Source organism: Nonomuraea terrae, from assembly GCF_044465245.1.
GTDB classification, from domain to species: Bacteria; Actinomycetota; Actinomycetes; order Streptosporangiales; family Streptosporangiaceae; genus Nonomuraea; species Nonomuraea terrae.
In genome coordinates this window covers 150765-173301 of record NZ_JBITLL010000003.1, presented here as the reverse complement: position 1 = coordinate 173301, position 22537 = coordinate 150765, and the positions used below count along the sequence as shown (strand labels likewise).

Annotated in this window: 25 protein-coding genes; 16 read left to right on the top strand and 9 right to left on the bottom strand. The window is 72.5% G+C overall.

From position 1 onward, the window contains the following. The first annotated feature begins 19 nt into the window (after positions 1-19). Positions 20-2518 carry a molybdopterin oxidoreductase family protein gene (locus tag ACIBP6_RS13280; RefSeq protein ID WP_397051820.1) on the top strand — a complete coding sequence of 833 codons (2499 nt, stop codon included), beginning with the start codon at positions 20-22 and terminating at the stop codon, positions 2516-2518. After that, positions 2515-2997, top strand: coding sequence for a hypothetical protein (locus tag ACIBP6_RS13275; protein WP_397051818.1), 483 nt, complete (start codon positions 2515-2517; stop codon positions 2995-2997). The genes ACIBP6_RS13280 and ACIBP6_RS13275 overlap by 4 nt, the downstream gene beginning before the upstream one ends. Positions 2998-3093: 96 nt before the next feature. Here the strand turns inward: ACIBP6_RS13275 and ACIBP6_RS13270 are convergent, their stop codons facing one another. The 9 genes from ACIBP6_RS13270 to ACIBP6_RS13230 all read right to left on the bottom strand — a co-directional run bounded on the left by ACIBP6_RS13270 (position 3094) and on the right by ACIBP6_RS13230 (position 10808). Continuing rightward, entirely contained in the window at positions 3094-3438 is a 345-nt protein-coding gene (locus ACIBP6_RS13270; RefSeq protein WP_043625492.1) for an RNA polymerase-binding protein RbpA, read from the bottom strand. Positions 3439-3596: 158 nt separating this feature from the next. Beyond that, the gene (locus tag ACIBP6_RS13265; protein WP_397051816.1) at positions 3597-4226 is read right to left on the bottom strand and encodes a hypothetical protein; all 630 of its coding nucleotides are present in this window, start codon (positions 4224-4226) and stop codon (positions 3597-3599) included. A 141-nt stretch (positions 4227-4367) separates the two neighbouring features. Further along, positions 4368-5801, bottom strand: coding sequence for an MFS transporter (locus ACIBP6_RS13260; RefSeq protein ID WP_397051814.1), 1434 nt, complete (start codon positions 5799-5801; stop codon positions 4368-4370). Positions 5802-5872: 71 nt separating this feature from the next. Continuing rightward, a complete protein-coding gene (locus ACIBP6_RS13255; protein WP_397051812.1) occupies positions 5873-6673 on the bottom strand; it encodes a glycerophosphodiester phosphodiesterase family protein in 801 nt (266 codons plus the stop codon). 36 nt (positions 6674-6709) lie between these two features. After that, entirely contained in the window at positions 6710-7249 is a 540-nt protein-coding gene (locus ACIBP6_RS13250; protein ID WP_397051811.1) for a TrmH family RNA methyltransferase, read from the bottom strand. Then, positions 7246-7836 (bottom strand): class I SAM-dependent methyltransferase, encoded by a 591-nt coding sequence (locus ACIBP6_RS13245; protein WP_397051809.1) that lies wholly within the window; start codon positions 7834-7836, stop codon positions 7246-7248. Before ACIBP6_RS13245 ends, ACIBP6_RS13250 begins: the two co-directional genes overlap by 4 nt. A gap of 11 nt (positions 7837-7847) precedes the next feature. Then, positions 7848-8795, bottom strand: coding sequence for a VWA domain-containing protein (locus ACIBP6_RS13240; RefSeq protein WP_397051807.1), 948 nt, complete (start codon positions 8793-8795; stop codon positions 7848-7850). Between the two features lie 46 nt (positions 8796-8841). Further along, a complete protein-coding gene (locus tag ACIBP6_RS13235) occupies positions 8842-9774 on the bottom strand; it encodes a DUF58 domain-containing protein (protein WP_397053381.1) in 933 nt (310 codons plus the stop codon). Positions 9775-9806: 32 nt separating this feature from the next. Further along, positions 9807-10808, bottom strand: a complete 1002-nt coding sequence (locus ACIBP6_RS13230; protein ID WP_397051805.1) for an AAA family ATPase — start codon at positions 10806-10808, stop codon at positions 9807-9809. A 56-nt stretch (positions 10809-10864) separates the two neighbouring features. Here ACIBP6_RS13230 and ACIBP6_RS13225 point away from each other — a divergent pair, with 56 nt between their 5' ends. The 14 genes from ACIBP6_RS13225 to ACIBP6_RS13160 all read left to right on the top strand — a co-directional run bounded on the left by ACIBP6_RS13225 (position 10865) and on the right by ACIBP6_RS13160 (position 22521). After that, positions 10865-11635, top strand: a complete 771-nt coding sequence (locus tag ACIBP6_RS13225) for a hypothetical protein (protein WP_397051803.1) — start codon at positions 10865-10867, stop codon at positions 11633-11635. A gap of 122 nt (positions 11636-11757) precedes the next feature. Beyond that, positions 11758-12621: a DUF2268 domain-containing protein gene (locus ACIBP6_RS13220; protein ID WP_397051801.1), complete on the top strand. Its 864-nt coding sequence runs from the start codon at positions 11758-11760 to the stop codon at positions 12619-12621. A gap of 162 nt (positions 12622-12783) precedes the next feature. After that, positions 12784-13350 (top strand): ClpP family protease, encoded by a 567-nt coding sequence (locus tag ACIBP6_RS13215; protein WP_397051799.1) that lies wholly within the window; start codon positions 12784-12786, stop codon positions 13348-13350. Position 13351: 1 nt separating this feature from the next. Further along, the gene (locus ACIBP6_RS13210; RefSeq protein WP_397051797.1) at positions 13352-13966 is read left to right on the top strand and encodes an ATP-dependent Clp protease proteolytic subunit; all 615 of its coding nucleotides are present in this window, start codon (positions 13352-13354) and stop codon (positions 13964-13966) included. A 157-nt stretch (positions 13967-14123) separates the two neighbouring features. Further along, positions 14124-15137, top strand: coding sequence for an Lrp/AsnC family transcriptional regulator (locus ACIBP6_RS13205; RefSeq protein WP_397051795.1), 1014 nt, complete (start codon positions 14124-14126; stop codon positions 15135-15137). Beyond that, positions 15134-16021: a polysaccharide deacetylase family protein gene (locus tag ACIBP6_RS13200; RefSeq protein WP_132620732.1), complete on the top strand. Its 888-nt coding sequence runs from the start codon at positions 15134-15136 to the stop codon at positions 16019-16021. Before ACIBP6_RS13205 ends, ACIBP6_RS13200 begins: the two co-directional genes overlap by 4 nt. After that, positions 16018-17307, top strand: a complete 1290-nt coding sequence (locus tag ACIBP6_RS13195) for an MFS transporter (protein ID WP_397051793.1) — start codon at positions 16018-16020, stop codon at positions 17305-17307. The genes ACIBP6_RS13200 and ACIBP6_RS13195 overlap by 4 nt, the downstream gene beginning before the upstream one ends. Further along, entirely contained in the window at positions 17304-18074 is a 771-nt protein-coding gene (locus ACIBP6_RS13190) for an SDR family NAD(P)-dependent oxidoreductase (RefSeq protein WP_397051791.1), read from the top strand. The genes ACIBP6_RS13195 and ACIBP6_RS13190 overlap by 4 nt, the downstream gene beginning before the upstream one ends. Beyond that, on the top strand, positions 18071-19075 hold the full coding sequence (locus ACIBP6_RS13185; RefSeq protein WP_397051789.1) for a ketopantoate reductase family protein: 1005 nt from the start codon (positions 18071-18073) through the stop codon (positions 19073-19075). Before ACIBP6_RS13190 ends, ACIBP6_RS13185 begins: the two co-directional genes overlap by 4 nt. A 76-nt stretch (positions 19076-19151) precedes the next feature. Continuing rightward, on the top strand, positions 19152-19913 hold the full coding sequence (locus ACIBP6_RS13180; RefSeq protein WP_397051787.1) for a TSUP family transporter: 762 nt from the start codon (positions 19152-19154) through the stop codon (positions 19911-19913). 29 nt (positions 19914-19942) lie between these two features. After that, on the top strand, positions 19943-20914 hold the full coding sequence (locus ACIBP6_RS13175) for a helix-turn-helix transcriptional regulator (protein WP_132620722.1): 972 nt from the start codon (positions 19943-19945) through the stop codon (positions 20912-20914). 45 nt (positions 20915-20959) lie between these two features. Next, on the top strand, positions 20960-21574 hold the full coding sequence (locus ACIBP6_RS13170; protein WP_397051785.1) for a LysE family translocator: 615 nt from the start codon (positions 20960-20962) through the stop codon (positions 21572-21574). Next, positions 21571-22305, top strand: coding sequence for an alpha/beta fold hydrolase (locus ACIBP6_RS13165; RefSeq protein ID WP_397051783.1), 735 nt, complete (start codon positions 21571-21573; stop codon positions 22303-22305). The genes ACIBP6_RS13170 and ACIBP6_RS13165 overlap by 4 nt, the downstream gene beginning before the upstream one ends. 3 nt (positions 22306-22308) lie before the next feature. Beyond that, complete coding sequence (locus ACIBP6_RS13160; RefSeq protein WP_397051781.1) at positions 22309-22521, top strand: hypothetical protein; 213 nt, start codon at positions 22309-22311, stop codon at positions 22519-22521. Positions 22522-22537 lie beyond the last annotated feature (16 nt).

Sequence of the window (22537 nt, the reverse complement as noted above, 5' to 3'; positions counted from 1 at the left end):
ACGACTCCCGGGAGGACGCATGCCACAGATCGACAGGATCGCCGAGCCTTGGGGGACGCGGACGCCGTACGGGCCGGGCGAGACCTGGCCGGTGCGCGTCGACTCCTTCCTCGAACCGGGGCTCGCCGAGCATGACGTGGATCGCTGGGTGCCGAGCGCGACCATCCTGCACAGCAACGGCGACGCTCTCGACATCGCCGTCAAGGACGGCCGCATCGCCGGGGTCCGCGGGCGCGCCGGGGACCGTGTCAACCGCGGCCGTCTCGGCCCGAAGGATCTGTACGGGTGGCAGGCCGGTCAGTCCCCCGACCGGTTGCGCCGCCCGCTGGTCCGCGAGCACGGCCGCCTGGTAGAGACGGACTGGGACACCGCGATGGACCGTGTGGCCGGCCGCGCCAGGGAACTCCTGGCCGAGCAGGGGCCCAGCGCCATCGGCTTCTACACCACCGGCCAGCTGTTCCTGGAGGAGTACTACACGCTGGCCCTCATCGCCCACGGCGGCATCGGCACCAACCACGTCGACGGCAACACCCGGTTGTGCACGGCCACGGCGGCGGCCGCGCTGAAGGAGTCCTTCGGCTGTGACGGGCAGCCCGGCTCGTACACCGACGTCGACCACGCCGACGTCATCGCCCTGTACGGCCACAACATGGCCGAGACCCAGAGCGTGCTGTGGAGCCGGGTCCTCGACCGGCTCGCGGGCCCGAACCCGCCCAGGCTCGTCTGCGTGGACCCCCGTGAGACCGCCGTGGCCCGCGCGGCGGCGGTGCACCTGGCCAACCGGCCCGGCACCAACGTGCCTCTGATGAACGGCCTGCTGCACGAGATCATCGCCAACGGCTGGATCGACGAGCGCTACATCCGCGAGCACCCGGTCGGCTTCGAGGAACTGCGCGAGCGGGTGCGCGACTTCCCGGCCGAGGAGGCCGCCCGCCTCTGCGACGTGCCGGTGGACGACCTGCGGGAGGCCGCCCGGCTCATCGGCACCGCCGACCGGCTGCTGTCCACCGTCCTGCAGGGCTTCTACCAGTCCCACCAGGCCACGGCCGCCGCCGTCCAGGTCAACAACATCCACCTCGTACGCGGCATGCTCGGCCGTCCCGGCTGCGGGGTGCTGCAGATGAACGGCCAGCCGACCGCCCAGAACACCCGCGAGTGCGGCGCCGACGGCGACCTGCCGGGCTTCAGGAACTGGTCGAACGACGACCACGTACGCGACCTGGCCCGCGTCTGGAACGTCGACCCGATGGTCATCCCGCACTACGCGCCGCCCACGCACGTCATGCAGATGCTCCGCTACGCCGAGGAGGGCTCGCTGCGGTTCCTGTACGTGACCGGCACCAACCCGGCCGTGTCGCTGCCCGAGCTGGCCCGCGTGCGGTCGATCCTGGAGCAGGAGCGGTTGTTCCTCGTCGTCCAGGACATCTTCCCGTCGGAGACCGCGCTCATGGCCGACGTGGTGCTCCCCGCCGCGACGTGGGGCGAGAAGACCGGCACGCTGACGAACGCCGACCGCACGGTCCACCTGTCGGACAAGGCCGTCGATCCGCCCGGCGAGGCCCGTCCGGACCTCGACATCCTCCTCGATCTCGCCCGCCGCCTGGAGCTGACGGACAAGGACGGCGCGCCGCTGGTGAGGTGGCACGACGCCGAGGGCGCGTTCGAGGCGTGGAAGGAGTGCTCGCGGGGCCGGCCGTGCGACTACAGCGGGCTGACGTACGAACTGCTCCGCGGCGGCGGTGTGCAGTGGCCGTGCGACGCGCGGAACCCGGGCGGCACCGAGCGCCTGTACGCGGACGGCCGGTTCCGCAGCGCGCCCGGCGACTGCGAGGACTTCGGGCACGACCTCGTCACCGGCGCACCCCTGTCGGACACCGAGTACCGCGCGCTCAACCCCGGCAGCAGGGCGATCATCAAGGCCGCCGAGTACCTGCCTGCCCACGAGGAGCCCGGCGGTGAGCACCCCTTCTGGCTCATCACCGGCCGCACCGTCTACCACTTCCACACCCGGACGAAGACCGCGCGCGTGCCCCAGCTCCAGCGGGCGGCCCCGGAGCCGTGGGCCGAGCTGTCGCCCGCGGACGCGCGCCGCCTCGGCCTCGCGGAGGGCGACCTGGTGGAGGTGGCGACGTCGCGCGGCGCCGTGCGGGCGCGGCTGCGGGTGACCGGCATGCGCGACGGAGTGGTGTTCCTGCCCTTCCACTACGGCTACTGGGACCGGCCCGGCGGGCACCGGCCCGAGGACGAGCGGTCCGGCAGGGCGGCCAACGAACTGACGGCCACCGACTGGGACCCGGTCTCCAAGCAGCCGCTCCTCAAGACCGCCGCGGCCCGGGTCACGCTGGTGGAGCCGGGCGCCGGCGGGCCGTCCGCGGCGCCGACGACCGCGGCCGCCCGGCCCGCCGGCGCCGGCGTGCCGGCCACGACCGGGGGCCCGCAGGCGCTGGCGGGGGAGTCGGGACAGGAACCGGGAGCCGGCCGCGTGTCGGGCCGAGTGCGGGAAGGAGGCGCGGCGTGAAGCTCGACCTGGTGGTGCGCGAACTCCATCGCTCCGAGAACGAGCTGCGGCAGGCGCTGCTGCGGATGTCGGAGCGGCACAAGGCCGACCACGAGACGTATCACGTCGCCCGCGACCTCGCCCGCTGGTGCGCCGACCACGTACGCGACCTCGCCGAGATCGGCCGCGCCTACGGGCTCGACCTCGACCCGTCGCCCTCCGGCGACCACGGGCCGATGGACCGGCTGCGGGAGAAAGCCGCGGAGTGGCTGGGCCGCCGCCCCGAGCCCGCGCTGCTCCTGCTGGCCGACCTGCGGCACCTGTACAGGGTGGCGTCCGGGGTGTCGCTGGACTGGGAGCTGCTGGCGCAGGCCGCGCAGGGCGCCCGGCAGGCCGAACTGCTCGCGCTCGCCCAGCGCTGCCATCCGCAGACGCTGCGCCAGGTGCGGTGGGCCAACGCGCGGCTGAAGGAGTCGGCGACGCAGGCCCTGGTCAGCTGAGAGGTCAGCTTCGTCAGCTGAGAGGTCAGCTGAGAGGCCTGAGAGAAAAGCAGAACCCCCGGGCGGGCTGCCCGGGGGTTTCACCGTGAGAGGAAATCAGGCGCTCTTGCGACGCTGGGCCCGCAGGACTGCGAGCCGCTCGTTGAGCACCTCCTCGAGGTCTTCGATGGACCGCCGCTCCAGGAGCATGTCCCAGTGCGTCCGCGGGGGCTTGGTCTTCTTCGACTCCGGCTGCTCGCCGTCCACGCGAACCGCGGTGGCGCCGCACATGCGGCACTCCCACGTCGCGGGGATCTCAGCCTCAGCGGCAAGCGGAACCTCGAAGCGATGGCCCTTGGGACAGGTGTAAGACACCTCCTGGCGTGGGGCCAGATCCGTGTTACGGTCGTTCTCGTAGCTGGTTGCCCCGAGCCGGGTGCCACGAAGCGCGCGCTCGCCCATGTTTAAATGCCTCCTACAGGGCCCCCTTGCGTGGGGGGTCTGTCTCCCACGGTGGTTAACGCTTGGTACCGTGATGGGATTCCCATCCGTGAGGTGATCCAATCTCGCTTCGGGCCTCGGTTCTTCACGAGATCACTGATGGGCCGCCCGTACAGGGGTTACGCGGCCGACGGGCCCGGCGATCCGCGGAAGCGGGCCACGACGGCCGCCATCCAGAGGCCGGCGACCATGATGAGGGCGCCGTGGGCCACGCGCAGCGGGTACGGCCCGAAGAACTGCGGGACGAACAGCACGAAGGCCACCGCGAGCGCCGTCCCGCTCCACTTCGGCAGCACGTCGGAGCGCCACACGGCGACCGCCGCCATGACGGTCCCGGCGGCCAGCAGCAGCAGCCCGGCGGCGAACATGGGCATCGCGACGGGCCCGTACCTGAACTGCTCGGCCAGCTCCATCAGCGCGGGCGTGCCGTCGCGCAGGGAGCGCTGGGCGATGACGTTCAGGCCGAAGTCCTCGGCGCCGTAGTACGGCAGCGTCAGGCCCGCGCCCGCCCAGGTCACCGCCGCCGCCCGCAGCGACAGGCGGTCGCCGAGCAGCTGGTGCAGCCCGAGCACGGCCAGGCCGAGCAGCACGAACCCGGCCATGGCGGCGGCGTGCCCGGCCACCCAGCCGGTGGAGGCCATCGCCATGGCGTCGTCGCCTGAGGGGCGGATCGCCGGATAGAGGAAGAAGAGCACACCGCCGACGGCGAAGGCCGCGGCGGTGAGTAAGGGTGCGGGTCGGGTGGCCATTCGGCGCTCCTTGAAGAGGTCATCGCTCCAATACGAGAGCAATGCTCTCCGGTTCGCACGCTCCTGTCAAGAGCGGTGCTCTCGCCATGGATCGGTGACCGTGTTCTTCCGGGCGACTCTGGGCGGCAGGGCGTCTCGCGGTCAGACGCGGTCGGGCACCTCGTTGCCCGCCGCCCGGATGGCCTTGGGCAGGTTCGTCAGGGCCAGCAGCACGAAACCGACGACGAAGAAGATGACCATCGACACGATGGCGATGCGGTAGCTGTTGGTCAGCTGGAGCGCGATCGTGACCGTCAGCGAGCCGATGAACGCCGACCCCTTGTCGCTGATCTGCAGCAGGCTGAAGTACTCGGCCTCCCGCCCCTTCGGGATCACCAGCGAGAACAGCGACCGCGACAGCGCCTGCGTGCCGCCCAGCACGATCGCGATCGCGAACGCCATCAGGTAGAACTGCAGCGCCTGCCCCTCGGCCACGAACAGGCCCATGGCCACGATCACCGTCCACAGCACCAGGCTGGCCAGCACCGTCCGCTTGGTGCCGTACGTACGGGCCAGCCGGCCGAGCAGCAGCGCGCCGAAGAACGCGACGAACTGCACCATGAGGATCGCGGTGATCTGCACGGTCTGGTCCAGCTTGAGCGCCTCGGAGGCGAAGGCCGCGCTGTTGCCGATGACCGTCTGCACGCCGTCGTTGTAGACCAGGTACGCCACCAGGAACAGCAGCGTCAGCGGATACCGGCGCAGCCCGGACAGCGTCCGCCACAGCTGGCGGAAGCTGCCGCCGACCGAGGCCAGCGCCGTGGTCTCGTGCCGGGGCACGGGCCGGTTGCGCAGCCGCAGCAGCGGCACGATCGTGAACGTGGCCCACCACAGGCCCGCCGACATCATGCAGATGCGCACCGCCATGCCCTCGTCCAGGCCGAGGCTCTCGTGCTGCAGGAACAGCACGAGGTTGAGCGCCAGCAGCAGGCCGCCGCCGAGGTAGCCGATGGCCCACCCGCGCGAGGAGACCGCGTCGCGCTCCTGCGCGCTGGAGATCTGCGGCAGGAACGAGTCGTACACCACGATCGAGGAGCCGTAGGCCAGGTTGGCCAGCACGAACAGCACGCCGCCCAGCATGTAGCGGTCGCCCTCGACGAAGAACAGCCCCATCGTGGCCAGCGCGCCGAGGTAGGCGAACCCGCCGAGCATCTCCCGCTTGCGGCCGGTGTGGTCGGCCAGCGCCCCCACGATGGGCAGCCACAGGATCTGCAGGAACACCGCGACCGTCGTGATCAGGCCGAAGAACGCGGCCGGCCGGATGTCGGCGCCGAAGACGTCGACGTACCCGAGGCCGGGGTTGGCGGCGGCCAGCTGGTCGAAGGTGTCCACGCACGTGGCGGAGGCCACCGACGGGAAGTCCTGCGCGCAGGCCGCCGTCTTGGCCACCGGGATCAGGTACGGGCCCAGGAAGACCGAGATGACCGTGGTGTAGAAGGCGGAGTTGGCCCAGTCGTAGACGTACCAGCCGCGCTGCTCGCGCCGGCGCGCCGTGGGTGAGTCGTCAAGAGCCGCTGGGGGTGCGGGTTCGGGCATCGTTGGTGTCGCTCTCTGCGGCCGGGGAGGCGGCCGCCCGGTGGGGGTCTACGGAGAAGGGTGTCGTGCCCTCAGGCGACCTGGCGGCCGGGATGCCACACGCCGCGCCGTCGCAGCACGTCGCGCAGGCCGGTGAGGTCGTCGGTCATGATGCCGTCGACCCCGAGGTCGAGCAGGCGCTCCATCCGCGCGCTGTCGTTGATGGTCCACACGTGCACCTGCATGCCGATGGCGTGGGCGGTGCGGACCAGGGCGCGCGTGGTGACGCGCAGCCCGCGGAAGCCGATCGGCACCTGCGCGCAGGGCACCCCGGCGCGCGACAGGCTTGCCAGCAGGCGGCCGTAGCCGGAGGTGGTCGCGGCGGCGCGCAGCGCGGCGACGCCGCGCGGCCCGAGCGCCGAGCACACCTCACGGCCCAGCGCCGCCCTGGCCAGCGCCAGGCGCTCGTCGGAGAACGAGGTCAGGCAGATGCGGTCGTAGGCGTCGGTGCGGCGCACCGCCTCGGCCAGCGGCGCGATGGCGGCCGCCTCCTTGACGTCGATGTTGAAGCGCGCCTCCGGCCAGGTGCCGAGGAGGTCCTCCAGCAGCGGGATCTCGTGCACCCCGCCGATGCGGGCGTGCCTGACCTCCCGGTAGGGAAGCTCGGAGATGCGGCCGCGCCGGTCGGTCACCCGGTCGAGCGTGTGGTCGTGGAAGGCCAGCAGCACGCCGTCGGCGGTGGCGTGCGCGTCGGTCTCCAGATAGACGTACCCGAGCTCGACCGCCCGCTCGAAGGCGGCCATGGAGTTCTCCGCTCCTTCCAGCGCCCCTCCGCGGTGGGCGAAGGCCAGCGGAGCCGGATGGTCGAGGAAGGCGAATCGGCGGATCGGCACGACAGGAAGTATGCCCTTCCCGGGTGAACGGTGAGGTTACGAATCGGGGAGATTCTGCCATTCCTGACGCCGCGCCTCCGCCAGCGCGATGGCCGCCGCCACGGCGACGTTGAACGAGCCCACCCGGCCGACCTGCGGGATGTAGCAGGCGCCGTCGACGGCGTCGAGCAGGGCGGGGGAGCAGCCATGGTCCTCGCTGCCGACCACCAGGCACACGTCGCGCGCCAGGCCGGCCCGGTGCAGCGGCACGGCCTCGGCGGTCAGCTCGATGGCCAGCACCGCGTAGCCGTCCTCCCTGGCGGCCTTGACGGCCTCGGTGGCCGGCATCGGCTCGTGCCAGGTGACCAGCCGCTCGGTGCCGAGCGCGGTCTTGCCCGCCTTGGGGTTGGTGGGCGGGGTGGCGTTGCCGGCCAGCCAGATCTGGTCGACGCCGAACGCGGCGGCGCTGCGGAAGATCGAGCCGATGTTGAACGGGCCGGTGACCGACTCGATGATCAGGCTGAGGCGGTTGCCGGTGTTCCTGCGCCAGGTGCGGTTGAGCCGCTTGACGTCGGTGGGGCGCAGCTGCCTTCTCATCGGGTCACCTTCAGGATGCGGTAGGCGGCCCGGCTGGCCTCGCGGGAGGCCAGCCAGCCCTGCTCGCCGAGCCAGCGCTGCAGGGAGTCGGAGCCGAGGTGTTTCTGGACGACCAGGTAGGCCACGCCGTCGGGCGTCAGCCGGGTGAGCCACCTGGTGAGCATGTCGTGCAGGGCCTGCTTCCCGATACGGATCGCAGGATTAGACCAGATGGCCCGAAATTTCACGTCATCCGGCACTTCATCGACATGTACCGATCTTACTTTGTCAAGGCGGGCGGCCTGGGCGTTCCGCTCGGTCAGCTCCAGGGCCCGCCGGTTCACGTCGACGGCCCACACCGTCGCCCCCGGCGCCCGCGACGCCATCGTCAGCGCGATGGGACCGTAGCCGCAGCCCAGGTCGAGCAGGTCGCCCTCCTGCGGCGGCGCCGGGACGGTCTCCAGCAGCGCGCGGGTGCCGACGTCGACGCGCTCGGGGGAGAACACGCCGCTGTCGGTCTCCAGCCGCAGATGCAGGTCGGGCAGCACCAGATCGACCGTGCCCGGCCTGCTCGCGGTCTTCGGCTGCTCGGAGAAGTAGTGGGCCACGTCGCCAAACGTTACGGGATCCGCGAACCGAAGAGCACCGCGGCGCCCGCCACCACCAGCCCCGCCATGATCGCGGCCACGATGAACCACTGGGTGATCTCCTGGCTGACCAGCCGGTAGCCGAGGGAGGTGCCGATCTGCTCGTAGACCTCGCGCAGCTCGCTGCCGGACTCGGCGGTGTAGGCCCGGCCGCTGGTGCCGTCGGACAACGACTGCAGGGTCTGCTTGTTGACCGGCACGTTCACCGGGCGGCCGTCGATGTTGACGGTGCCCTCCTGGGTGCCGTACGCGATGGTGGAGACGGGGACGCGGGCCTGCTGGGCCGCCTCGATGGCCTCGGTGACCGTGCGGCCGGAGGTGTTGTCGCCGTCGGACAGCAGCACGATCGCGGACGGCGGCGGGTCGGTCGCGGCCTGCTGGTCGAACGAGCGGACCGACTCCAGCGCGTTGAAGACCGCCTCGCCGATCGCGGTGCCGGGGCGGGTGCTGAGGTTGCCGATCGCGGTGACCACGGCCTCGTGGTCGGTGGTGGGGGCGATGATCACGTTGGCCGAGCGGGCGAAGGAGACCACGCCCACGTTGAACCGGTCGGGCAGTTCCTTGGCGAACGCCTGCGCGGCGGCCTTGGCGGCGCTGATGCGGTCGGGCTGGACGTCGTCGGCCTCCATGGACAGCGACACGTCCAGGGCGATCATGATGGTGGCGCGGTCGCGCGGCACGCGCACCTGGTCGGCGGGCTTGGCGGCGCCGATGACCAGCAGCGCCATCATGACGAGGAACAACCCGGGCGCCACGTGCCGGCGCCAGCCGGGCCCTGCGGGGGCGACGAGGTCGAGCAGGGCCAGGTTGGTGAAGCGCACGGTGTAGCGGCGGCGGGCGAACATCGCGATGATGTAGCCGGCCACCAGGAGCAGCAGCAGGACGAACAACCACAGCCAGCCGGGCGCGAGGAACGTCACGGCGTCGCCTCCGCCCCGTGGCTGGTCGTCGTCTTGCTCACGTCGGTCACGTCGGTCTCCTGGGGGACAGGTGGCTCATGCGGCGCTGGCGCAGGATGAACTGCGCGACGTCGAACACCCAGTCGCGGTCGGTGCGCAGGACGAGGTGCGCGACGCCGGCCCTGCGCAGGGCCCGTTGAGTGCCCTCGCGCTGCAGGGCCGCGGCCTCCGCGTACGCTTGCCGCACTTTGGGCGAAAGGTGCACTTCGCGTACGTTCCCGGTCTCGGGGTCGGCGAACGCGACGCGGCCCACGTCCGGCAGTTCGAGCTCGCGCGGGTCGATGATCTCGATGGCCAGCACCTGGTGGCGGGCCGACAGCCGCCTGATGGGGCGCTCCCAGGGGCGTTCGGTGTCGGGGTCGAGGTCGGGGCGGGCGTCGAGGAAGTCGGAGACGACCACCCGCATGCCCCGCCGCCTGCGTGCGGCCGACAGGATCTCGATGCCCTCGGCCAGGTCGGGCGGGTCGTCCACGATCCGGCCGCGCGGGGCGTCCATGAGGGAGTGCAGCAGCCCGTAGAGCGCGGGGCGGCCGGTGCGTGCGGGCATACGGTGAACGTACTCGTCGTGGATGACGAACGCGCCGAACCTGTCGCCGAGGCGGCTGGACAGGAAGCCGATCGCGCCGACGGCGGCCACCACCAGGTCGCGTTTGTCGGTGTCGGCGGTGCCGAAGTCCATGCTGGGGGACAGGTCGACGAGCGCCCAGGTCTCCAGCTCGCGGTCGGCGACGAGGTCGCGGACGTGCGGGATGGTCGTGCGGGCGGTGACCGCCCAGTCCATGCGGCGCACGTCGTCCTCGCCGGGCACGTAGACCCTGCTGTCGCCGGCCTCGGTGCCCGCGCCGGGCAGCAGCCCCTGGTGGGCGCCGTGGAGCAGGCCGTCCAGCCGGCGGGTGACGGTGAGCTCCAGGCGCCGCAGCGCCTGCTCCGCGGTGTTCATCGGCCGGCCCGTGGTGGTCAGCTCATTGATGGTCAACGGTTCTGGTTCCAGACCACGAGGGGCGGGGGCACGGCCTGCAGGATCTGGCGGACGACCTGCTCGGGATCGACGCCGTCGGCCAGGGCGTCGAAGGTGAGCATGAGCCGGTGGCCCATGACGTCCACGGCGACGTCGCGGATGTCGTCGGGCAGCAGGTAGTCGCGGCCGCGCAGCAGCGCCAGGGCGCGCCCCGCCGAGACCAGTCCCAGGGTGGCGCGCGGGCTGACGCCGATCTCGATGGTGTCGCTCAGGTCGGCCAGGCCGTACTCGGCGGGGGCGCGGGTGGCCATGACGAGGCGGACCACGTAGTCGGCGACGAGCTGGTGCACCGAGACCTCCTCGGCGGCCTGCTGCAGGGCCAGCAACCGCTGCGGGTCGAGCACCCGCTCGGGGACCGGCGGGGTGACGCTCATCCGCTGCAGGATCTGCAGCTCCTCCTGCGCGGTCGGGTGCCGCACGCGCACCCGGAACAGGAACCGGTCGCGCTGCACCTCGGGCAGCGGATAGACGCCCTCGGACTCGATGGGGTTCTGGGTGGCCAGCACGATGAACGGCTTGGGCAGCGGGTGGGTGACGCCCGCCAGGGTGACCTGGCGCTCGGCCATCACCTCCAGCAACGCCGACTGGACCTTGGCCGGGGCGCGGTTGATCTCGTCGGCCAGCAGGAAGTTGACGAACACGGGGCCGAGCTCGACGTCGAACTTCTCGTTGGACGGGTGGTAGACGCGGGTGCCGATGATGTCGCTCGGCACGAGGTCGGGTGTGAACTGGATCCGGGCGAACGTGCCGCCCACGACGGTGGCCAGGGTGGCGGCGGCGAGGGTCTTGGCGACGCCCGGCACGCCTTCGAGCAGGCAGTGCCCGCGCGCCAGCAGGGCCACGATGAGCCTTTCGACCATGTGGTCCTGGCCGACGATGACACGCCGGACCTCGTCGAGACTCTGACGCAGCAGGGCCGCGTCGTTTCCGCCTGGCAACTCTTCGGCGACGCTCATAGAGGCCATTCCACCAAACGCGCCGCAAACGTGCACGACGCCACGTCTGTGCTTTCATGGCAAACGTGGCAAGTCCCCTGCAGTACGGCGACCCTCCCCGGCTGGGGCCGTTCGTGGTCCAGGCGCGCCTGCAGACGGCGCCGGCCGGTTTCGTCTACCTGGGCCAGGCCCAGGACGGCCGGCCCGTGTCCCTTGCCGTGCTCACCCGCGGCGCCGCGTTCGACGCCGCGGCGCGCGAGCGGTTCCTGGCCGCGGTCAAGGAGGCGGGTGGGCGCGACCGGTCGGGAGTGCGCGGCTGGCTGGGGCGGCCGGCGCGGGGGCGCGGCGCGGTGATCGACGGCGCACCCGAGGTGCTGGCCTTCGACGGTGGGCGGGCGCCGTGGGTGGCGGTGCCGTACGCGCCGGGCCGGCCGGGGGCCGAGCGGTTCCTGGAGCCCGTCATGGTGGGCGGGACGTTCATCGGGGAGCCGCACGGGCCGGACTTCGTGCCGTTCTGGGTGACCGACCGGGCGCCGGCGCTGCCGGGCGTGCGGCGGCGGCCGCCGCTGACCGAGACGCGCAGGCGGGTGCTGATGGCCGCGCTGGCGGTGATCCTGCTGCTGCTCCTGGTGGTGGCGATCCTGCTGCTCATGGTGCTCGGCCGCGGCGACAGCGAGCCGCAGCCCCGGCAGTTGCCGCCGACGGTGTTCGTGCCGACGCCGCCGCCGACTCCGGAGACCCCCGAGCCGGAGCCGTCGCCGTCGCCGTCGGAGTCGCCGAGCCAGAGCGCGCCCGGCACGCCGGGGACGCCGGGTGACGAGCCGGGCGGCGGCGAATCGGACCTGTGACGCCGGGTGACGAGCCGGGCGGCGAATCGGACCTGTGACGCCGGGTGACGAGCCGGGCGGCGAATCGGACCTGTGACGCCGGCTTGAGCCTGACGTAGCGTGAGGTTCTAGCGTCGGGCGGCATGGAGCTCATCGTTCACGACACCCTGACAGCGACGGCCGCGCTGCTGGCCCGGCCTCTCGACGAGCGGCCCGGCGCGCTGCGGGAGATGCTCGCTCCCATGAGCGAGGTCCTCCCGATGCCCGGCGACATCCTCCACATGCACCATCAGGGCGGCGGGTTCCGGGTCGACGCCGACGACCCGCGCTATCCGGCCGCCGTCCAGCGCATGATCGAGTCCGACGTGCTCGGCCAGGTGCGGCGCGAACTGGAGCGCGCCTCCGCACGGCTGAGCGGGGCGGCGCAGCCGGAGCGGCTGCAGGTGATGTTCGTGCTCGGCGACCCGGGCAACGAGCACCTGATGACGACCGCGGGCGGCTACTACGGCATGGGCGGCCTGCCGGGCCTGCTCTACCTGCTGGCCTGGCCGTCGGACGAGGTGATCGGCCGGATCGGGCACCTGGCGGTGCACGAGCTCCACCACAACGTCCGCTACCAGACCGTCGAGTGGAACCCGGCCACGGTGACGGTCGGCGAGCACATCGTGGCCGAGGGGCTGGCCGAGGCGTTCGTCCGGGAGCTGTCGGGGCCGCAGGCCATGGGGCCGTGGTCGTCGATGGTGCGGGGAGAGGCGTTCGAGCGGGCGTATGCGCGGATCATGGCGGACTTCGACCTGGAGGGGATGGCCAACACGCCGGCGTACGTGCTGGGGGACGGCCCGATGCGAAACTTCGGGCAGGAGCCGCGCGGCATCCCCGACATGGCCGGGTACGCCGTGGGGCTGCACCTGGTCGACCGGGCCCTGGCCGCCACCGGGCTGAGCGCGGCCGAGGCCACGGTGGTGCCGGCGGGCGAGCTGATGCGGCGCGCCGGGCTGCGGCCGTAGGCCGGGCGTTCATTCTCATATTCGGGATTGCATGTCGATGGAAATTCGCTGAGGGAGTAATGCGCCCTTAGAGAAATGCGCCGCCAGCGAAAAGATTGCAGAATGCGCGGCGCGTGGGTCTAGCGTTTTTCGTGGATATACCCGCGAAGAAAGGCGACCGGCATGACGGAGACCCAGCGCGCCGCGGCCTGGCCTGACCAGCTGAGTCAGCGCCTGCTGAAGGAGCGCATCGTCGTCCTCGGGCAAGAGGTCGACGATGACATTTGCAACCGGCTCTGCGGCGAGCTGCTTTTGCTCGCGGCCGAAGACCCCAAGCGCGACATAACTCTTTACATCAATTCTCCGGGCGGCTCGGTGTCGGCCGGGATGGCGCTCTACGACATGATGCAGTTCATTCCGTGCGACGTGGCGACGGTGGCGATGGGCTTCGCCGCCTCCATGGGCCAGGTGCTGCTGTCGGCGGGCGCGAAGGGCAAGCGTTACGCCCTGCCCAACGCCCGCGTCGTGATGCACCAGCCGCTGGGCGGCATCGGCGGCTCGGCCAGCGACATCCAGATCCAGGCCGACAACATGCTCTACACCAAGCGCCGGATGGCCGAGATCATCGCCCACCACACGGGCCAGCCCCTCGAGCGCATCCAGGCCGACTCCGACCGCGACCGCTGGTTCACCGCCCAGGAGGCGCTCGAGTACGGCATCGTCGACCACATCGCCGAAGGGATGAACTGACATGAGCGGCTACATCCTGCCGTCGTTCACCGAGCGCACCTCCTACGGCGTGCGCGAGCTGAACCCCTACACCAAGCTGTTCGAAGACCGGGTCGTCTTCCTCGGCACCCCGATCGACGACGGCGTGGCCAACGCCGTGATGGCCCAGCTGCTCACGCTGGAGTCGCTCGACCCCGACCGGGACATCAACATCTACATCAACTCGCCCGGCGGGTCGTTCACGGCGATGGCGGCGATCTACGACACGATGCAGTTCGTCCGGCCGGAGATCCACACGGTCTGCATCGGCGAGGCGGCCTCGGCGGCGGCGGTGCTGCTCGCGGCCGGCGCGCCCGGCAAGCGGGCGGCGCTGCCGCACGCGCGGGTGCTGCTGCACCAGCCGCACACCGAGGGCGGGCGCGGGCAGGGCAGCGACCTGGAGATCCACGCCAGGGAGATCCTGCGGATGCGTGACCAGCAGGAGGAGATCCTGTCGCGGCACACCGGGCGGGGCGTGCTGGAGATCAGGAAGGACATCGAGCGCGACCGCATCCTCACGGCCGAGCAGGCCCGCACGTACGGGCTGATCGACGACGTCTACGCCTCCAGGAAGCGCACCCTCGCCGCTCGCCGCTGATTCCGGCGGCGGGTCCCCAGGGGAGCCCCGTGTCCTGGTCAGGGCACGGGGCTCCCCTTTCTGGTGCCTGGTGCCGATGGCAAAATATGGGCGGATTGTGGGGATCGAGTCAGCTTTGCCTTGATTTTGAGGGATTCCGCCAGTAAGCATGGAATCCATGCAAGAAGGCGGCCAGATCGACGAGCTGGACCGGGCGATCGTCGCGGCTCTGCAGCTGAACGGGCGGGCCCCGTGGAGCCTCATCGCCCGGCTCGTCGGCGCGAGCGAGTCCACCGTCGTCCGCCGGGCCGGCCTGCTCGGCGACAGCGGGCTGCTGAAGGTCATCGGCGTGGCCGACGTCCTGCGCTGCGGGCTCGGCGTGCCGGTGCTGAGCCGGCTGCGCTGCCGGCCCGGCACCACGTACGACGTCGCCGCCGCGATCGCCGGCCGGCCGCAGGCCAGGTTCGTCACGGTGGTGTCGGGCAGCGCCGACTGCGTGGCCGAGTTCGTGGTGCCCTCCCACACCGACATCGGGCGGATCATGGTGGCCGACGTGCCGGGCGGCGACCGCGTCACCGGGAGCGAGACGCACGCGGTCATGCGGACGTTCGTCTCCAACCACGACTGGAACCCCGGCGTCCTCGACGAGCGGGCCACCGCCGAGCTGCGCGACGCGGCCGAGCCACCGTTCGAGGACTGCCTCGGCGAGGGCACGCCGGAGCGGCTCGACGCGCTGGAGCTGGCGATCATCCAGGCGCTCGGCGAGGACGGCCGCATGCCGTACAAGACGCTGGCCCGGGCCGTGGGCAGCAGCGAGTCGACCGCCAAACGGCGGGTCGAGTCGCTGGTGCGCCGCGGCTGCCTGCGCTTCCGCACACTGGCCGAGCCGGAGGTGCTCGGGTACGCGGTGGAGTTCATGCTCTGGCTGGAGGTCGAGCCCGGCCTGCTGGAGCGGGCGGGGCAGCAGCTCGCCGCGCATCCCTCGACCCGCTACCTGTCGGCCACCACCGGCCGCTTCAACCTGGTCGCGCAGGTGGCGCTGCGCCACTACGGCGGCCTGTTCCGCTACCTGACCGGCGACGTCGGCTCCCTGCCCGGCCTGCGCGCCGCCGACGTGACCCTCCAGCTGACCACGCTCAAACGCGCGTGGGCGCCCACCCCCGCCGCACGGACGGAGAACCCCGCATCATGACCGAACAGCAGCCCTGGCAGTGGGACGAGCAGACCTGGCGCGGCCACGTCGAGCGGGTCCGCGCCGGGCGCAGCCTGCGCCCCCGCACCTGGCCCGGCGGCGCCCGCGTCGCCGTCGCGCTGTCGTTCGACTCCGACCACGAGACGATCCCGCTGCGCGACGGCGAGACCAGCCCCGGCAAACTCGCCCAGGGCGAGTACGGCTCCCGCGTCGGCGCCCCGCGCGTACTGCGCCTGCTGGAGCGCTTCGGCGTCCCGGCCTCGTTCTTCATGCCGGCCGTCTCCGCGCTGCTGCACCCGGAGGAGGTGCGCGGTTACGTCGCCGCCGGCCACGAGGTCGCGATGCACGGCTGGATCCACGAGCGCAACATGCTGCTGGAGCCGGCGCAGGAGCGGGAGCTCGCCCTGCGCGCCGCCGACACGCTGGAGCGGCTGGCCGGCACACGCCCGGTGGGCATCCGCACCCCGTCGTGGGACTTCTCCGACCACACCCTCGCCATCACCCGCGAGCTGGGCCTGACCTACGACTCCTCGCTGATGGCCGACGACGAGCCGTACGAGCTGCTGGCCGGCGGCGAGCCGACCGGCATCGTGGAGATCCCCGTGGAGTGGATCAGGGACGACGCGCCCTACCTGATGATGGAGCGCTACGGCTCGCTGCGGCCGTACACGCCGCCGCGCGAGGTGGCCGGGATCTGGCGCGACGAGTTCGACGCCGCCCACGCCGAAGGCGGGCTGTTCCAGCTCACCATGCACCCCCACATCATCGGCCACCGCTCCCGCATGGCCGCGCTCACGGAGTTGCTGGAGCACATCGACGCCCACGAGGGCGTCTGGTACGCCACCCATGCCCAGATCGCCGACTACGTCCTGGAGCACGCATGACGGTCGCCTCCCCCGCCCCCACCAAACTGACCCCCGCACAGCGCAAGGCGATCGTCGCCGGCGCGATCGGCAACACCGTCGAATGGGTCGACTGGGCCATCTACACCACGTTCGCCTCGATCTTCTCCCGCCAGTTCTTCCCCTCCGGCGACTCCACCGCGAGCCTGCTGTCCACCCTTGCCGTCTTCGCCGTCGGGTTCCTCATGCGGCCCATCGGCGGCGCCATCCTCGGCGCGTACGGCGACCGGCACGGCCGCAAGAAGGGCCTGACGCTGACGATCTCGCTGATGGCGGGGGCCTCGTTCGCCATCGCGATCTGCCCCGGCTACGAGACCATCGGCATCGCCGCGCCGATCGTCCTGGTGCTGGCCCGCCTGGTCCAGGGCTTCTCGGCAGGCGGCGAGTTCGGCACCTCCTCCGCGTTCCTCGTCGAGTCGGCGGCGCGCGGGCGGCGGGCGTTCGCCGGTTCCTGGCAGCAGGTCTCGGTGGGCGGCGGCGTGCTGATCGCCTCCGCGCTCGGCACGGTGCTCACCTCGACGCTGGACGAGGCGGCGCTGCAGAGCTGGGGCTGGCGGATCGCGTTCCTCCTCGGCGGCCTGCTCGGGCTGGTCGGTCTCTGGCTGCGGGTCTCGGTGCCGGAGACGGAGGCGTTCGCCAAGGTTCGGTCGTCCGGCCGCACCCGCGCCAACCCGCTGGTCTCGATGGTCAGGGACCATCCGCGGGCGGCGCTGCGGGTGGCGGGCGTGACGATCGCCGGGACGCTGCTGTACTACATCTGGGTCAGCTATATGCCGACATATGCCCATGTGGCCACCGGGATTCCGCTGAACCAGGCGCTGCTGGCCAACACGATCGCGGTGCTGGTGTTCCTGATCCTGCTGCCGTTCGGCGGGCTGCTGTCGGACCTGGTCGGGCGTAAGCCCACCATGCTCGCCTTCGCGGTGGGCTTCCTGGTGCTGGCCTGGCCGGCGTTCCAGTTCCTGGACGGCGGGTTCGGCTCGCTGCTGGCCATCGAGCTCGTCGGCATGGTGTTCCTCGTGGGCTACTCCGCCAACTGCGCGGTGATCATGGCCGAGCAGTTCCCCGCCGAGGTCCGCACGACCGGGATCGGGCTGCCGTACGCGCTGGCCGTCGCGATCTTCGGCGGCACCGCCCCGTACGTCACCACCTGGCTGAGCTCCAGCGGCCACGGCGACAAGGTGTGGCTCTACGTGGCCGCCGCCGCGCTCGTCGGCGTGGCCGTCTACGCCACCATGCCCGAGACCCGGGGAAAGGAGCTGACATGACCCGCCACGTCCTGGTCACCGGCGCGGCGAGCGGCATCGGCGCCGCCGTCTGCGAGCTGTTCGCGACCGGCGACCGCGTCACCGCCGTGGACCTGCGGCCGCAACCCCTGGCCGAGGTCGCCGCCCGCACCGGCGCCGGGCGGATCGTCGCCGACCTGGCCGACGCGGAGCAGGCCGCGGGCCTGGTGGAACGGGCCTGGCGCGAGCACGGCCCGGTGGACGTCGTCGTGAACGCGGCCGGCATCTACCCGGCGACGCCGTTCCTGGAGATGACCGCCGCCCAGTGGGATCGCGTGCAGCACGTCAACGTCCGCGCCCCCATGCTGGTCACCGCCGCCTTCGGCCGGGCCTGCGCGACCGAGGGGCGCTCCGGCGCGGTGGTGAACATCGCCTCGGGAGCCGCCCTGCGCGCCCGCCCCGGCGCCGCCCACTACTGCGCGTCGAAGGCCGCGCTGGAGATGCTCACCAAGGCCGCGGCCGTCGAGCTCGGCCCGCTCGGCGTGCGCGTCAACGCGGTCAGCCCCGGCTTCGTCACCGTCGACAGCCCCGCCAACCCCGTCACCGAGGAGTACGCCGCCGCCGTCTCGGCCAACCCGCTCGGCCGGCGCGGGCTGCCGGCCGACGTCGCCGGGGCCGTGCGCTGGCTGGCCGGCGAGGAGGCCGGGTGGGTGACGGGCACCGTGCTGCGGGTCGACGGCGGGGCGTCGGCGGGCACCACCGCGCTGCCCCTGCACTGGAACGGAACGAGCGAGGTACAACGCGCATGAACGCCCCCTACACGATCGTCGGCGGCGGCGCCATCGGCGGGACCATCGCCTTCCACCTGGCGCGGGCCGGACACGAGGTGCTCCTCGTCGACGCCGACGCCGCCCACGTGGCGGCGGTCCGCCGCGACGGCCTCGTGCTGCGGCGGGCCGGGGGCGACGAACGCGTCCGCCTGCGCGCGGCCACCCCCGAGGAGGTGGACGGGCCGCTGCACAGCGTGCTCCTGTGCGTGAAGGCGCAGGCCACGGCGGAGGCGGCGGCCTGGATCGCCCCCCGGCTCGACCCCGGCGGCCACGTCGTGTCGGTGCAGAACGGGCTCAACGAGCAGCTCATCGCCGAGTACGTCGGCGCCGGACGCGTCGTGGGCTCGTTCGTGAACATCTTCGCCGACGTGGTCGAGCCGGGCGTCGTGCGCGACGGCGGGCTGGGGGCGTTCGTGATCGGCGAGCTTGACGGGCGCTCCAGCGAGCGGGTGGACCGGCTGGTCGCCGACCTGGCCGGGGCCGGCGCGAAGGCCACCGGCAACGTCCACGGCCATCTGTGGGCCAAGCTCGGGTTCGGGGCCATGCTGAGCGCGACCGCGCTGGCCGACGCGCCGATGGCCGACCTGATCGACCGGCACCGGCCGCTCATGCACGCTCTGGTGGCCGAGGTGTTCGCGGTGGCGGGCGCGCTCGGCCTGCGGCTGGAGCCGTTCGACGCCTTCGACGCCGCCGCGTACGCGCCGGGTGCGCCCGAGCGGGCGCGGGAGGAGGCCACCGACCGGCTCACGGCGTGGCTGCGTACCCAGCCGAAGGACCGCAGCGGCATCTGGCGCGACATCGCCGTGCGGCGCCGCCCGGTCGAGGTGCACGAGCACTACCGGCCCGTCCTGGCGCGGGCCGAGGCGGACGGGACGCCGGTGCCGCTGCTGCGCGGCCTGCTCGCCCGGCTGGCCGACGTGGAGGCGGGACGGGCTCCGATGAGCGAGGACCACCTCGCCGAGCTGGGGAAGTCCGAGTGATCCGCCCAGTGTCCAGCCACTAAAACCCGACTTATACACTCTTGGGGTTTATTGGGGGATTTCGGGGGAGTGGCGCGTGCCGCTGGAGCAGTTTCTGGTGTTGCTGGCAGCGGCGGCCGCAGCGGGTTGGGTCGACGCCGTCGTGGGCGGCGGCGGTCTCCTGCAGCTTCCCGCCCTCCTGGTGACCGGCATGCCGACGGTCGAGGCGATGGCCACCAACAAGTTCTCCTCGGTGTTCGGCACCGCCTCCGCCGCCGTCGCGTACTCGCGCTCCGCCAAGGTCGACCGGCAGGTGGCGCTGCCCGGCGCCGCCCTCGCCGCGCTGAGCGCCGGGCTGGGCGCGTGGGCTGCGGCGGCCATCTCCGCCGAGGTGCTGCGCCCGGCCGTCATGGTGGTGCTGGTCGCCGTGGCCGTGTTCGTGACGCTGCGGCCGTCGATGGGCGCCGTGCCGGAGCCGCGGCTGCGGACCGGGCCGCGGGTGGCGGCCGCCGTGGCCACGGCCGGCGTGGGGATCGCCTTCTACGACGGCATCATGGGGCCGGGCACGGGGACGTTCCTCATCATCGCCTTCACCACCATCCTCGGGCTCGACTTCGTCGCCGCCTCGGCCTCCGCCAAGATCATCAACGTCGGGACGAACCTCGGCGCGCTGGCGGTGTTCGGGGCGCAGGGGCACGTGCACTGGGCGCTCGGCCTCGGCATGGCGGTCTGCAACGTGGCCGGCGCCCAGTTCGGCGCCCGCATGGCGCTCAGGCGCGGGGCGGCGTTCGTCCGGATCGTGCTGCTGGTCGTGGTCGTGGCGATGGTGATCAGGCTCGGCTGGCAGCAGTTCGGCTGAGCCGCCGCCGGCGGGGCGATAATGGAGGGGTGCGTGCCAGCCGTCTGCTCTCGCTGCTGCTGCTCCTGCAGACACGCGGGCGTATGACCGCGCCCGAGATCGCGCGTGAGCTGGAGGTGTCGGTCCGCACGGTCTACCGCGACGTGGAGGCGCTGTCGGCGGCCGGCGTCCCGGTCTACGCCGACCGGGGCCCGGCGGGCGGCTACCGGCTGCTCGACGGCTACCGCACCCGCCTCAACGGGCTCACCGCCGAAGAGGCCTCCTCGCTGTTCCTGGCCGGGCTGCCCGGCCCCGCCGCCGAGCTGGGGCTGGCCGAGGTCGCGGCCAACGCCGAGCTGAAGCTGCTGGCCGCGCTGCCTCCCGAGCCGCGCTCCCACGCCTCCCGGATGCGCGAGCGGTTCCTGCTCGACGTGCCCGGCTGGTACCGCTCGGCCGACGACGTGCCCCACCTCGGCGAGGCGTCCGAGGCGGTGTGGGACCAGCGGCCGCTGCGCATGACGTACCGGCGCTGGGGGAGCCAGGAGGTCGAGCGGGTGGTCCACCCGTACGGGCTGGTGCTCAAGGGCGGGTCCTGGTACATGGTGGCCGCGCCGCCCGGCGGCTCGCCGCGCACGTACCGGGTGGCGCGGATCCTGACCGTGGAGACGCTGCCCGGGCGGTTCACCCGGCCTGAGGGGTTCGACCTGGGCGAGTTCTGGCGGGCGTACGCCAAGGAGTTCCGCGAGCGGATGTACACCGCCGAGGCCGTCATCAAGCTCGCGCCCGGCCTGGAGAGCCTGCTGGCGTACACCATGGGGCAGGACGTCGTCGGCGCGGCACTGGCCGCGGCCGGCGAGCCCGACCCCGAGGGCTGGACCACGCTCACCGTGCCCGTCGAGTCGATCACCCACGCGCGCTGGCTGCTGCTGCGCCTGGGCGCCGGCGTCGAGGTGCTGGAGCCGCCGGAGCTGCGCGCGCTCATGTGCGAGGCGGTCGAGGAGCTGGCCAAGCTGTACGGCTGAATAACCAGACGCGATCCGTCGAGGCGTTCTGCCAGCATGTACGGCATGTATCTTCTCGCGTTCGCGGGCGCGTGCGTCCTGGTGGCCATGGTGCCCGGGGTCAGCACGGCCATCATCCTGCGCCAGACCCTGCGCGCCGGCCGCGGCTCCGGCCTTGCCGCCACCCTGGGCAACGAGACCGGCATCCTGCTGTGGGGCCTGGCAGCCGCGTTCGGCCTGTCGGCGCTGCTCGTGGCCTCCCAGGTGGCCTACGACGTCATGCGCGTGACCGGGGCCGTCGTCCTGGTCGTCATGGGGGCCCAGGCGCTGTGGCAGGCCCGCGAGGGGGCGCCGCCCGCGCCCGAGGGCAAGGCGGTGCCCGGGTGGCGCGGCCCGTACCTGGCCGGTCTCGGCACGTGCCTGGCCAACCCCAAGGCGGCGGTCTTCGCGATGGCGTTCCTGCCGCAGTTCGTCCCCGCCGGGCAGAACGTGCCGCTGACGCTCGTGACGCTGGCCGTCGTCTGGGTGGTGGTCGACCTGCTCTGGTACGGCGCCCTCATCTGGGCCGTGGCCAAGGCCCGCGACCTGCTGGGCCGGCCCGCGGTCCGGCGGCGGCTGGAGCAGCTGTCCGGCGTGCTGCTGATCGGCCTCGGCGTGCGGATGGCGGTGGAGTCGCGATGAGGATCTGGCACGCCGAGAAGGGCGCGGGCGAGCCGGTGGTGCTGCTGCACTCGACGGCCGCAGACTCCGGCATGTGGCAGGCGCAGGTGGACGCGCTGTCCGAGCGGTTCCGGGTGATCACGGTGGACTTCCGCGGGTACGGGCGCACGCCCTACCGCGCGGACGGGCCGTACGGTGACGCCGGCGACGTGGCCAAGGTGCTGGCCGCGCTGGAGATAACACGGGCGGCCATGGTCGGCGCGTCCGGCGGGGCCCGGGTGGCGCTGGAGCTCGCCTCGGCCGGGCTGGCCGGGCGGCTGGTGCTGCTCAACCCCGTCGCCGACCTGGAGCCCACGCCGGACCTGCGGGCGTACTGGGCGGAGGAACGGCGGCTGCTGGAGCAGGGCGACGTCCAGGGGGCCGCGGAGCTGAACGCCCGCACCCTGCTCGGGCCCGAGGCGACCGGCGACGCGCGGCGGCGGCTGGTGGCGATGCAGCGGCACGCGTTCGAGGTGCAGCTGGCCGCCGACCCGGAGCCCGAGCAGACCGAGGGCGAGCTGTCGCTGCCCGGCATCGACGTGCCCGCACTGGTGGTGGCGGGCGGCCACGACCTGCCGTACTTCCGGGAGAGCGCCCGGCACGTGGCCGCCGAGCTGCCCCGCTCGCGGCTGCTGGAGCTGGAGTGGGCCGGGCACCTGCCCGCCCTCGAACGTCCCGAGGAGATCAACGCACTGCTGCTGGATTACCTTTAGTGCATGACGAACGACCTGGCGGCCCTCATGAAGCAGGCGCAGGACGACGATCCGCTGCGTGCCCTGCACGCCACGACCGCGCTGCGCCGCGAGATCGAGCGCCTGGAGGCGGTGCAGGTGCGGCGCGCCAGGGTGGCGGGGCTGGCCTGGTCGCAGATCGCCGACGCGGTCGGCGTGAGCAAGCAGGCCGTGCACAAGAAGTACGGCCGCCAGTGACGCTCTGCCGGTCCGC

What these genes read in the sequence shown, in the direction of transcription:
- ACIBP6_RS13215 (WP_397051799.1), top strand. Translation starts at nt 12,784, where the DNA reads ATGACGGAGACCCAGCGCGCCGCGGCCTGGCCTGACCAGCTGAGTCAG.
- ACIBP6_RS13260 (WP_397051814.1), bottom strand. Translation starts at nt 5,801, where the DNA reads ATGCCCGAACCCGCACCCCCAGCGGCTCTTGACGACTCACCCACGGCG.
- ACIBP6_RS13270 (WP_043625492.1), bottom strand. Translation starts at nt 3,438, where the DNA reads ATGGGCGAGCGCGCGCTTCGTGGCACCCGGCTCGGGGCAACCAGCTAC.
- ACIBP6_RS13225 (WP_397051803.1), top strand. Translation starts at nt 10,865, where the DNA reads ATGGCAAACGTGGCAAGTCCCCTGCAGTACGGCGACCCTCCCCGGCTG.
- ACIBP6_RS13170 (WP_397051785.1), top strand. Translation starts at nt 20,960, where the DNA reads ATGTATCTTCTCGCGTTCGCGGGCGCGTGCGTCCTGGTGGCCATGGTG.
- ACIBP6_RS13185 (WP_397051789.1), top strand. Translation starts at nt 18,071, where the DNA reads ATGAACGCCCCCTACACGATCGTCGGCGGCGGCGCCATCGGCGGGACC.
- ACIBP6_RS13190 (WP_397051791.1), top strand. Translation starts at nt 17,304, where the DNA reads ATGACCCGCCACGTCCTGGTCACCGGCGCGGCGAGCGGCATCGGCGCC.
- ACIBP6_RS13195 (WP_397051793.1), top strand. Translation starts at nt 16,018, where the DNA reads ATGACGGTCGCCTCCCCCGCCCCCACCAAACTGACCCCCGCACAGCGC.
- ACIBP6_RS13165 (WP_397051783.1), top strand. Translation starts at nt 21,571, where the DNA reads ATGAGGATCTGGCACGCCGAGAAGGGCGCGGGCGAGCCGGTGGTGCTG.
- ACIBP6_RS13205 (WP_397051795.1), top strand. Translation starts at nt 14,124, where the DNA reads ATGCAAGAAGGCGGCCAGATCGACGAGCTGGACCGGGCGATCGTCGCG.
- ACIBP6_RS13230 (WP_397051805.1), bottom strand. Translation starts at nt 10,808, where the DNA reads ATGAGCGTCGCCGAAGAGTTGCCAGGCGGAAACGACGCGGCCCTGCTG.
- ACIBP6_RS13200 (WP_132620732.1), top strand. Translation starts at nt 15,134, where the DNA reads ATGACCGAACAGCAGCCCTGGCAGTGGGACGAGCAGACCTGGCGCGGC.
- ACIBP6_RS13235 (WP_397053381.1), bottom strand. Translation starts at nt 9,774, where the DNA reads ATGAACACCGCGGAGCAGGCGCTGCGGCGCCTGGAGCTCACCGTCACC.
- ACIBP6_RS13160 (WP_397051781.1), top strand. Translation starts at nt 22,309, where the DNA reads ATGACGAACGACCTGGCGGCCCTCATGAAGCAGGCGCAGGACGACGAT.
- ACIBP6_RS13220 (WP_397051801.1), top strand. Translation starts at nt 11,758, where the DNA reads ATGGAGCTCATCGTTCACGACACCCTGACAGCGACGGCCGCGCTGCTG.
- ACIBP6_RS13265 (WP_397051816.1), bottom strand. Translation starts at nt 4,226, where the DNA reads ATGGCCACCCGACCCGCACCCTTACTCACCGCCGCGGCCTTCGCCGTC.
- ACIBP6_RS13210 (WP_397051797.1), top strand. Translation starts at nt 13,352, where the DNA reads ATGAGCGGCTACATCCTGCCGTCGTTCACCGAGCGCACCTCCTACGGC.
- ACIBP6_RS13280 (WP_397051820.1), top strand. Translation starts at nt 20, where the DNA reads ATGCCACAGATCGACAGGATCGCCGAGCCTTGGGGGACGCGGACGCCG.
- ACIBP6_RS13250 (WP_397051811.1), bottom strand. Translation starts at nt 7,249, where the DNA reads ATGAGAAGGCAGCTGCGCCCCACCGACGTCAAGCGGCTCAACCGCACC.